The sequence below is a fragment of the Candidatus Methylomirabilota bacterium genome, assembly GCA_035260325.1.
In the GTDB taxonomy this organism is placed as follows: Bacteria; Methylomirabilota; Methylomirabilia; order Rokubacteriales; family CSP1-6; genus AR19.
This window is the reverse complement of the sequence record DATFVL010000012.1, coordinates 1-9,345: the sequence shown is the minus strand read 5'-3', so window position 1 is coordinate 9,345 and position 9,345 is coordinate 1. Positions and strand designations below refer to the sequence as shown.

The following is a 9,345-nucleotide window of genomic DNA, read 5'->3' as shown; positions in this document are numbered from 1 at the left end:
TGAGCGCGCCCGCCTCCAGCGCGGTCCGGCCGGAGCCGGGCATGATGATGACCTCGCCCTTCGTCTGGAACACCTGGCGCAGCGCGAGGATCGTCGGCTCGAGCACCTGCTCGTCGAAGTGCCGGTCGTACTGGATCGTGGGCGGCTGGTTCATCGCCTGGATGACCGGAAACGGGAGCTCGGTCGGGCCGGGGATCATCAGCACGGGACGCGTGTGGCACTGGGCCCAGTTCATGGTCGCGGGCACGGGGATCTCCTTTGTTGCTCCAGATCCTATCATTATTATCCGGCGTGGGACCTCAGGAGTGGAGGACGCGCTCGGGATGGCGGTAGATGAAGTAGAGATTGCGGGCGTAGATGACGAGGCCCGCGCCCTGGCCGAGGATGAAGACGGGATCCATCCGATAGATCGCGTACGCGAGAAGCGTCATGCCGCCGCCCACCGAGAAGAACCAGAAGGGCCGCGGGACGATGCTCTTGCGGGCGCGCTCGCTGGCGACCCACTGCACCAGGAAGCGCGCGGAGAAGAACGCCTGACCGAGCAGTCCGATCCCGAGCCACAGCTGATCCTGGGTCATGGTGGTCACACCTGCCGTGCGGGAGACGAGTGAGCTGCGTGGACCGCGGGAGGGTTACGAGGCGCGCCCGAACATCGCGCGCAGGACGTTGTACGCCTTCCGGACATCCTCGGGGCGGCGCCGCCCCGACACCAGGGCGAAGATCTTCTCGGCGTCTTCCGTCGGGATCGGCGCGTGCTTGTCGCCCACGTCGGTTAAATCCCTGAGCGGCACCCCGAGCGCCACCGAGACGCGGTAGAGGCTGTCCATCGAGATGGACTTCTCGCCGCGCTCGACCTCGCCGATGAACTTTCCGGAAAGGCTCGCGCGCTCGCCGAGCCGCTCCTGGCTGAGCAGCCGCTGCTTGCGGAGCGCCCGCAGGCGCTGTCCCAGGAATTTCCTGACGTGCTTGACGGCGCGTTCGGTCATGGGAGCGTTCCTTCGGCCATACATTAGGCGTTTCGTCGGCGCGATGCAACCTTTAGACGGGCTCGGTGCCACCCGACATGATCGCGAGGACGAGGGCGCCCTCGCGGCTCGACACGCTGTGGACGCAGCCGGACGGGCGCCGCGCGTAGGCGCCCTTCACGCACGTGCCGCTGTCGTCCGTCACGCTGCCCTCGAGGACGAAGATCTGCTCGTCACCCAGGTGGCGGTGGCGGGGGATCGTGGCGCCGGGTGCCCCGCGCATCAGCACGGCCTTGCGGTCGCCGTCCTCCCAGAGGACTTTCCAGTGGACGCCGGGCCGGCGCTCCTGCCAGGCTCGGTCGGCGGGGTCCACGTACACGCTTCGCCGCGCGTCTGTCATCGGCTCGCCGTCACGGCAGCTCGACCTCGACCGCGCCGTCGACGACGCGCACGGGGTACGTGGCGATCTGGAGGTCGGGGTCGACGAGGCACGCGCCCGTCGTGAGGTCGAAGTTGTACCCGTGCCACGGGCAGACGATCGTCTGCCCCTCGAGCCAGCCCTCGGCGAGGGGCCCGTCCTCGTGCGGGCAGACGGGGCTCACCGCGTAGAAGCGCCCGCCGCCCGCGTTGAACACGGCGAGCGCCACGCCGTCCCGCTCGACGAGGGTGCCCTTGCCGGGCGCGATGTCCGCCGCGTCGGCGACCCGCACGAACGGCATCAGCGTCGCTCCCGGAGCACGTCCTCGACGATGGACCGGAACTCCTCCACGCTCGGCGCGCCGACGATCCGGCGGCCGTTGACGAGCAGGGTCGGCGTGGACAGGATCCCGAGCGCCATCGCCTGGCGCACGTCGGCGTCCACGTCGGGCGCGTAGCGGCGCTCGTCCAGGCAGCGCGCGAAGTCCTCCCGGTCGAGGCCGACGTCGGCCGCGTACAGGAGCAGGTCGCTGCGCTCGAACGCCGGCTGCTCCTCGAACAGGAGGTCGTGGTACTCCCAGTACTTCCCCTTGGCGCCGGCGCACCGCGCGGCCTCGTGCGCGGGCCGCGCCAGCGCGTGGCCGGCGAGCGGCCGGTCCTTGAAGACGAGCCGGACGCGGCCGGCGTACTCCGTCAGGATCTGCCCCAGCGCCCGCTGGAGTTCCCGGCAGTGCGGTCACTGGTAATCGGCGAACTCCACGATGGTCACGACGGCGCCGGGCGGGCCCTTCACCATGCTCGGCGGGGTGGTGAGGTCGACTTGACCGTCCGCCCCGCCGGGAAGAACAACGAGCGAGATCGCGAGCGCGGCGATGTAGTACACTCGCGCCGATCTGCGGACTCGGCTCGACGCCCGGCTCACGGGGCGAGGATACGCTGTGGTGGCGGCCATCGCAACGGACGAGGAGGGGCCATGGACGATTTCAGGGATCTGGTCTTCGGAACGTATCCTTCCTGGTCGCATCTGGTGGTCCGGCTCGGGCTCGGGGTGATCTTCTTCGCCCACGGCGCCCAGAAGGTCTTCGGCTGGTTCGGGGGCGGGGGCCTCAAGGCGACGATCGAGGGCTTCCGCAAGATGAACATCCCGCCGGCCGCGACCGTCCTGGCGGCCTGCGTCGAGTGCTTCGGCGGGCTCGCGGTGCTCATCGGCTTCCTCACGCGCCCCGCGGCCCTCGGCCTCATCGTCGTCATGCTCGTCGCGATCACGAAGGTGCACGCGCGCCACGGCTTCTTCCTCAACTGGTACGTGACGCCGGGGAAGGGGCACGGCTACGAGTTCAACCTGGCCCTGATCGCGATAGCGCTCTCGCTCGTCATCGGCGGCGCGGGCGCGTGGTCGATCGACTGGCTCATCGCGCCCTGGAGCGGCGACTAGGCCCGGCGGCGCGGCCCCGGCTCAGGCGGCGCGGCCGCCCTCTTCCGTGAGGGCCGTGATGACGTACGTGCCGCTCTTCTCGTCGCGCTCGAGCGTGACGATCTTCTGCTTGGCGGCCTCCTCGAGGAGCTTCGAGAAGGTCGAGAACCCGTAGTACGACTCGTTGAAGGCCGGGTTCTTGCGGATCATCGTCTGCTTGACCATCGAGCCCCACAACGTCTCTTTGTTTTCGCGCTGCAGCGCCTGGATCGCATCGATGAGCTGCGCCATCGCCTCGGCCTTCTTCTCGGGGAGCCCCCGCAGGAGGTTGGTCTTCTTCGTGTCGCGGATCAGGTCCTCGTAGAAGATGAACTCGTCGCAGTTGCCGACGAGGAGGTCGGACGAGGACGACTTGACCCCGAGCCCGATGACGTAGCGGTCGTTCTCGCGGAGCTTCGACACGAGCGGCGAGAAGTCGGAATCGCCGGACACGAGCGCGAACGAGTCGATGTGGGTCTTGCCGTAGGCGAGGTCGAGCGCGTCCACCACCATCCGGATGTCCGCCGAGTTCTTGCCGCTGTAGCGGCTCTGCGGAACGTCGATCAGCTCGATCGCCCACTCGTGGAAGGGGCGCTTGTACTCGGTGAAGCGGTTCCAGTCCGCGTAGGCCCGGCGGACGATGATCTTGCCCTTCTCCAGCAATCGTTCGAGCACCAGCTTGATCTCGAAGGCCTTGTACTGCGCCTCCTTGACGCCGCGGGCGATGTTCTCGAAGTCGATGAACAGCGCCAGCTTCCGTTCCCCGTTCATCTGCGTGTCCTTTCGCCGGCCGAAGCGCCCCGACGGGGCTGTGTCCTGCGACCATTATATGGTCGCCCCCCGGGACCCGCCGAGAAGCTTCTGCCGGCGGGTGTATAGTGAGTCGAGGATGAAGCCGCCTGATCCCGCCCTGGCGCGCCGCGTGCCGCCGGGCCAGACGCTCACGGAGAAGTGGCCGGTCCTCACGTACGGCCGGACGCCGCGATTCGACCCCAGGATCTGGACCTTCCGCTGCTTCGGGCGTGTCGAGCGGGAGGCGAGCTGGACCTGGGAGGAGTTCCAGCGGTTGCCGCGCGTCACGCTCACCTCGGACGTCCACTGCGTCACGCGCTGGTCGAAGCTCGACAACACCTGGGAGGGCGTCTCGATCCGGGAGCTGATGAAGCACGTGCGGCCCCTCCCCGAGGCGACGTTCGTCCTCCAGCACGCCGATCCCGACTACACGACCAACATCGCGCTCGAGGACCTCCTCCAGGACGACGTGCTGCTCGCCCTCAAGCACAACGGCCGCGACCTCGAGCCCGACCACGGCGGGCCGATGCGGCTCGTCGTGCCGCGGCTCTACTTCTGGAAGAGCGCGAAGTGGCTCCGCGCCCTCGAGTTCCTCGACGTGAACCCGCCGGGTTTCTGGGAGCAGAACGGCTATCACATGCGCGCCGACCCGTGGACCGAGGAGCGCTACTCCGACCAGGAGACGCGCGCGATGCAGCAGATGCGGGCGGAAGCCGCGCGCAAGCTGCGCGACCGCTGAGCCCGAGCCTCCGCGCGCTCAGGCGCCGAGGAACTCGGCGAGGAGCCGGCGGAACGCCTCGGGCTGATCGCCCGGGACGGTGTGGCCGGCCCCCGGGACCTCGACGAGCCGCGCGCGCGGGTTCGTCCCGAGCATTTTTTTCGCGGTCTCGGGGGCGAGTACGTCGGAGTCGGCGCCCCGCACCACCAGCACCGGGCAGGTGATGGCCCGCCAGAGCGGCCAGAGGTCGATCGGATCGCGCCAGCGGCCCGTGCGCACGGCCTCGCGCAGCGCACGGTCGTACTTCCAGACGAGGCCGCCGTCCACTCGTCGCGTGCCGTGGAGCACGCGGTGGCGCAGCATCGCCTCCGTGTAGCGCGGGTTGGCCGCGCGCGCGAACGCCACCGCCTCCTCGACGCTCTCGAAGCGCTCCGGCGTCCCGGCCATGATCTTCCCCACGCGCAGGCGCCCCTCCGGAGCGATGTCCGGCCCGATGTCCACGACCACCAGGCTGTCCACCCGCTGCGGCCACCGCCCGGCGAACGCGATGGCCACGCGGCCGCCCATCGAGAGCCCGACGAGCGAGAAGCGCTGGAGCTCGAGTGCGTCGGCGAACGCCGCGAGGTCCCCCGCCATCGTCGCGACCGTGTAGTCGCCGTCGGGCGCCGGGTCGGAGTCGCCGTGGCCGCGCTGATCGAGTGCGAAGACGCGGAAACGGCCGGCGAGCGCCCGGGCCTCGTCGTCCCAGGCGCGCGCGTGGCCGGTGATGCCGTGGAGCATGATGAGCGCGGGCGCCGCGGGCGTGCCCCACTCCGTGTAGTGAAAGGTCTGGCCGTGCAGGGCGAGCGTGCGGTCGGTGTGCATGGAGGATTCTAGCAGGAACCTGCTACGATCCGCGTGATGGCCCACGCCGACCGTCCGACGGCCGCCGCCGGCTCCCGCGGCCGGCTGACCGTGACGCTCGTCCTGACGGTGGCCTTCTTCCTCGTCGAGGCGGCCGGTGGCCTCTGGACCGGGAGTCTCGCGCTCCTGGCCGACGCGGGCCACATGCTCACCGACGCCGCGGGGCTCGGGTTGGCGCTCTTCGCCATCTGGGCCGCCGCGCGGCCGCCGACGCCCGAGAAGACCTACGGCTACTACCGCGCCGAGATCCTCGCGGCCCTCGTGAACGCGCTCGTCCTGCTCGCCGTCGCCGGCGGGATCCTCGTCGAGGCGTACCGCCGCTTCCTGGCGCCGCCCGAGGTGGCGGCCGGCCCGATGCTCGCGATCGCCGCGCTCGGCTTCGTGGTGAACGGCGCGTGCGCGTGGCTCCTGCGCGAGGCCGCGGGTGGAAGCCTCAACGTGCGGGCGGCGTACCTCGACGTGCTCGTGGACGCGCTCAGCTCGCTCGCGGTCATGGCCGCCGCCGCGGTCGTGCTGCTGACGGGCTGGCGGCTCGCCGACCCGCTCGCCAGCGCGGCGATCGCGCTCGTGATCGTGCCGCGGACCTGGGCGCTCCTCCGCCAGGCCGTGAACGTGCTCCTCGAGGGGACGCCGGCCCACCTCGACCTCGCCGAGATCGAGGCGGCGATGCGGCGCGTGCTCGGCGTCCGGCGCGTCCACGACCTCCACGTCTGGACGCTGACCTCCGGCCGCGAGGCGATGAGCGCCCACGTGGTGGTCGGCGACGTCGGCGAGAGCGACCGGCTGCTGCGAGAGCTCCACGAGGTCCTGCACGCGCGCTTCGGCATCGACCACACGACCATCCAGCTCGAGACCGAGCCGCCCGCGGTCCTGCGCATCCAAGCGCCCGGTTCGGTCTAGCCGTCGGGGCCGGAGCCGCCGCGCGCAGGCGGGAGGGGTCGCGGGACCACGCGGCAGGCGTGCGCTGCTCCGTCGCGGCTGGGCTCCATCCGGGCGCGTCGCGCCCGATGCCCCGCGGCGGGGACGGGTCCCGCTGGACCCCTGCCGCCTGCGCCCGTCGGTCCGGCTCCACGGTATAGTGGGGCCCTGGAGGCACACGTATGGCGACGTTCGACATCAGGCAGAAAGCGGTGATCCTGAAAGCCGAGGACGACGTGGCGGTCGCCAAGGCCGAGATCCCGGCCGGCACGGTCCTCGAGGACGGCGGCGGCCGCGTCGAGGTCCGCCGGGACATCAAGCCGGGCCACAAGGTCGCGCGCAGAGCGGTGGGCGCGGGAGCGCCCGTGCGGCGCTACGGCCAGATCATCGGCTTCGCGACCGAGGACATCGCGGTCGGCGACCACGTCCACACGCACAACCTCGGCATCGGCGAGCTCCAGCGCGAGTACGAGTTCTGCACGGACGTCCGCCCGGTGGATTTCTACCCGCCCGAGCGGGTGCGCAGCTTCGACGGCTTCAAGCGCGACGACGGCCGCGTCGGCACGCGCAACTACGTCGCGATCATCTCGGGCGTCAACTGCTCGGCGAGCGTGTCGCAGTTCGTGAAGGACAAGTTCAGGGACGTGCAGCGCGACTTCCCGAACGTCGACGGCGTCCTCGCGATCACCCACAAGTCGGGCTGCGGCACCAAGCTCTTCGGCGAGGACCACCTGGCCCTCCAGCGCGCGCTCGCGGGCTACGCCAAGCACCCGAACGTCGCCGCCTACATCCTGATCGGCCTCGGCTGCGAGGTGAACCAGGCCGCCGTCATGGTCGAGCGCCAGCGGATGGCGACGCCCGGACACCCGGAGCGCAAGCCCTTCATCGTCAACATCCAGGAGGCGGGCGGGGTCCGGAAGACCGTCGAGCACGCGGCGGCCGAAGTCAGGAAGCTCCTGCCGGTGGTGAACGAGGCGAGGCGGACGAAGCAGCCGGTCTCGGAGCTCGTGCTGGCGACGAACTGCGGCGGCTCCGACGCTAACTCCGGCATGACGGCGAACCCAGCGCTCGGTTGGGCGGTCGACGAGCTGGTGCGCCACGGCGGCACCGGCGTCCTCGCCGAGACGCCCGAGATCTACGGCGCCGAGCACCTCCTGATCCGGCGCGCGATCAACGAGGGCGTCGCGAAGAAGCTCATCGACCGCTACAAGTGGTGGGAGTGGTACTGCCGCGGCATCGAGGCCATGGACAACAACCCGGCGCCCGGCAACAAGGCGGGCGGCATCACGACCGTGTTCGAGAAGTCGCTGGGCGGCGTCACCAAGGGCGGGACGACGCCGATGATGGACGTCTTCCTCTACGGTGAGCCGATCACGACGCGCGGCTTCGTCTTCATGGACACCCCGGGCCACGATCCCGTCTCGATCACCGGGCTCGTCGCCGGCGGCTGCAACATCATCTGCTTCACGACCGGGCGCGGCTCGGTCTTCGGCTGCAAGCCGGTGCCGTCCATCAAGCTCGCGACCAACTCGCTCATGTACCGCCACATGGAAGAGGACATGGACATCAACTGCGGCGTCATCCTCGAGGGCACGCCGCTCGAGACGGTCGGCCGCCGGATCTTTGAGGAAGTGATCGCGGTCGCCTCGGGTAAGCGCTCGAAGAGCGAGCTCTCGGGGGTGGGCGAGGAGGAGTTCGCGCCCTGGATCATCGGCCCGGTGATGTAGTGAGTGGGCGGGCTCCGGAGCAGGCTTGAAGCGTGATGTACGATCAATGCTGACGACCCGATCCGACCGTGAGGAGCCGGCGATGAAGCGAAGGGGAACGCTCGGGACGTGGATGGCCGCGCTGGCGGTGGCGGCCGGGCTCATCGGCCTCCGCGGCGCGGCCGAGGGGGCCGACCTGAAGCCCGGCGCCTGGACGTACGGCGCGGGATTCGGCTTCCTGCGCGAGACGCCCGACGGCACGGCGTTCGCGCTCAACGTGAACGCCGAGACCTTCCTGATCGAGCGCCTCTCCGTCGGTCCGCTGCTCCAGCTCGGCTTCACCGGCGACTCGACGCAGGTCGGGCTCTCGGGGCAGGTGAAGTACTGGATCGACATTCCCAACACGCAGAAGCGGCTGCGGCTCACGCCGCAGATCGGGCTCGGCTTCGTCCACAACTCCTTCCACGACGGGGACACGTCGTGGCTGATCCCCATCGGCGTCGGCGCCGACTACGCGCTGACCGACAAGCTGAACGTGACCGGGACGTTCCTGCTCAACTTCACCAACCTCGACACGCGCCGCGGCAGCGCCGACGTGATGCCCGGGCTCACGTTCGGCGTCCGCTTCTGAGGGCGCGGCGCGCCCAGGCAACGAGCCGGTCGGCGTCCTCCATGACGTCGACGGGCACCTCGTAGTAGTTCCGGAGGGTCTTCCCGGCGCGCGGCCGGAACGGGCCCGTGCCCGCGGCGACGTAGTCGGCGCGGCTCTCCGCGTCGGTGTGGAAGTAGAGCCGGTTCCGGGAGAGGATCGCGAAGAACGTCTCGCCGGCGTAGAGGCCGTAGCCGCCGAACATCCGCCGGCACGCCACCGGCGCGAGCTCGGCGAGCTGGTCGAGCACGAAGTCGCGGAAGGCCTCCGACGTGTTCACGCGCCGCGGGCGTGCGCGGTCAGCTCTGGGTGACGGTGACGACGAGGCCGATCGCGGCGAGGATGTTGCCGACGCGCACGCACTCGGCCTCGGGGCCGATCTTCACGACCGCCTTGCCGGTGTTGTGGACCCGCCACGCGATCTCCCAGCCCTCGGCTTCGCTGCAGGCGATCGCCTTCTGGAGCTGCTTCACGACCTGCTCGAACGTGTGACACTCGCAGTTGTGGAGGACCGTCATCCAGGGCGGGGCGACGGCCTCCTCGACGACGTCCTCGACGCCGGGCGAGGGTCGGACCTGGTCGCGGACCTCTACCCCGCTCATCGCGTCAAGTCTACCCCTTGATCTCCTTCAGGATCTCGCGGGCGATGAGGAACTTCATGATCTCGTCGGAGCCGGCGCCGATCCGCATGAGACGCGCGTTGCGGAAGATCGCCTGGATCGGGAAGTCGGTCGTGTAGCCGATGCCGCCGAGGACCTGCATCGCGTGGTCCACGATCTTCCAGACCGCCTCGGCGGTGAAGAGCTTGGTCACGGCGCTCTCGC

General features: G+C 70.0%; 16 protein-coding genes and 1 pseudogene. 5 read left to right on the top strand and 12 right to left on the bottom strand.

Annotated features, from left to right (window positions below; all coding sequences use genetic code 11):
* The 7 genes and pseudogenes from VKG64_00605 to VKG64_00575 form a co-directional block, all read right to left on the bottom strand.
* Nucleotides 1-247: hypothetical protein (locus VKG64_00605; GenBank protein ID HKB23522.1), on the bottom strand; the 247-nt coding region annotated here is incomplete at its 3' end.
* Nucleotides 248-299: 52 nt separating this feature from the next.
* Entirely contained in the window at nt 300-578 is a 279-nt protein-coding gene (locus VKG64_00600; protein ID HKB23521.1) for a lipid-A-disaccharide synthase N-terminal domain-containing protein, read from the bottom strand.
* 54 nt (nt 579-632) lie between these two features.
* The gene (locus VKG64_00595) at nt 633-986 is read right to left on the bottom strand and encodes a helix-turn-helix transcriptional regulator (GenBank protein HKB23520.1); all 354 of its coding nucleotides are present in this window, start codon (nt 984-986) and stop codon (nt 633-635) included.
* Nucleotides 987-1,038: 52 nt separating this feature from the next.
* Nucleotides 1,039-1,365 (bottom strand): cupin domain-containing protein, encoded by a 327-nt coding sequence (locus tag VKG64_00590; protein HKB23519.1) that lies wholly within the window; start codon nt 1,363-1,365, stop codon nt 1,039-1,041.
* A gap of 10 nt (nt 1,366-1,375) precedes the next feature.
* The gene (locus VKG64_00585; GenBank protein HKB23518.1) at nt 1,376-1,684 is read right to left on the bottom strand and encodes a Rieske 2Fe-2S domain-containing protein; all 309 of its coding nucleotides are present in this window, start codon (nt 1,682-1,684) and stop codon (nt 1,376-1,378) included.
* Nucleotides 1,684-2,106, bottom strand: a pseudogene (locus VKG64_00580) (thioredoxin domain-containing protein). The gene VKG64_00585 and the pseudogene VKG64_00580 overlap by 1 nt, the downstream one beginning before the upstream one ends.
* Before the next feature lie 12 nt (nt 2,107-2,118).
* Nucleotides 2,119-2,265 carry a hypothetical protein gene (locus tag VKG64_00575; protein HKB23517.1) on the bottom strand — a complete coding sequence of 49 codons (147 nt, stop codon included), beginning with the start codon at nt 2,263-2,265 and terminating at the stop codon, nt 2,119-2,121.
* A 90-nt stretch (nt 2,266-2,355) separates the two neighbouring features.
* Here VKG64_00575 and VKG64_00570 point away from each other — a divergent pair, with 90 nt between their 5' ends.
* Entirely contained in the window at nt 2,356-2,817 is a 462-nt protein-coding gene (locus VKG64_00570; protein ID HKB23516.1) for a DoxX family protein, read from the top strand.
* 21 nt (nt 2,818-2,838) lie between these two features.
* Here the strand turns inward: VKG64_00570 and VKG64_00565 are convergent, their stop codons facing one another.
* The gene (locus VKG64_00565; GenBank protein HKB23515.1) at nt 2,839-3,606 is read right to left on the bottom strand and encodes an NYN domain-containing protein; all 768 of its coding nucleotides are present in this window, start codon (nt 3,604-3,606) and stop codon (nt 2,839-2,841) included.
* A 118-nt stretch (nt 3,607-3,724) separates the two neighbouring features.
* On the opposite strand from VKG64_00565, the gene VKG64_00560 reads away from it, so the two are divergent.
* On the top strand, nt 3,725-4,366 hold the full coding sequence (locus VKG64_00560; GenBank protein HKB23514.1) for a sulfite oxidase-like oxidoreductase: 642 nt from the start codon (nt 3,725-3,727) through the stop codon (nt 4,364-4,366).
* An 18-nt stretch (nt 4,367-4,384) separates the two neighbouring features.
* On the opposite strand, the gene VKG64_00555 is transcribed toward VKG64_00560, so the two are convergent.
* Complete coding sequence (locus VKG64_00555) at nt 4,385-5,209, bottom strand: alpha/beta fold hydrolase (protein HKB23513.1); 825 nt, start codon at nt 5,207-5,209, stop codon at nt 4,385-4,387.
* A gap of 36 nt (nt 5,210-5,245) precedes the next feature.
* Here VKG64_00555 and VKG64_00550 point away from each other — a divergent pair, with 36 nt between their 5' ends.
* From VKG64_00550 to VKG64_00540, 3 genes are all read left to right on the top strand, one after another.
* A complete protein-coding gene (locus VKG64_00550; GenBank protein HKB23512.1) occupies nt 5,246-6,148 on the top strand; it encodes a cation diffusion facilitator family transporter in 903 nt (300 codons plus the stop codon).
* A gap of 200 nt (nt 6,149-6,348) precedes the next feature.
* The gene (locus VKG64_00545) at nt 6,349-7,893 is read left to right on the top strand and encodes an altronate dehydratase family protein (protein ID HKB23511.1); all 1,545 of its coding nucleotides are present in this window, start codon (nt 6,349-6,351) and stop codon (nt 7,891-7,893) included.
* Between the two features lie 82 nt (nt 7,894-7,975).
* Nucleotides 7,976-8,503, top strand: a complete 528-nt coding sequence (locus VKG64_00540) for a hypothetical protein (protein ID HKB23510.1) — start codon at nt 7,976-7,978, stop codon at nt 8,501-8,503.
* Here the strand turns inward: VKG64_00540 and VKG64_00535 are convergent.
* The 3 genes from VKG64_00535 to VKG64_00525 form a co-directional block, all read right to left on the bottom strand.
* A complete protein-coding gene (locus VKG64_00535) occupies nt 8,481-8,801 on the bottom strand; it encodes a TfoX/Sxy family protein (protein ID HKB23509.1) in 321 nt (106 codons plus the stop codon). The genes VKG64_00540 and VKG64_00535 overlap by 23 nt on opposite strands.
* Before the next feature lie 19 nt (nt 8,802-8,820).
* The gene (locus tag VKG64_00530) at nt 8,821-9,123 is read right to left on the bottom strand and encodes an ATP-dependent Clp protease adaptor ClpS (GenBank protein ID HKB23508.1); all 303 of its coding nucleotides are present in this window, start codon (nt 9,121-9,123) and stop codon (nt 8,821-8,823) included.
* A gap of 10 nt (nt 9,124-9,133) precedes the next feature.
* A partial coding sequence (locus VKG64_00525) for an acyl-CoA dehydrogenase family protein (protein ID HKB23507.1) occupies nt 9,134-9,345 on the bottom strand: 212 nt, incomplete at its 5' end.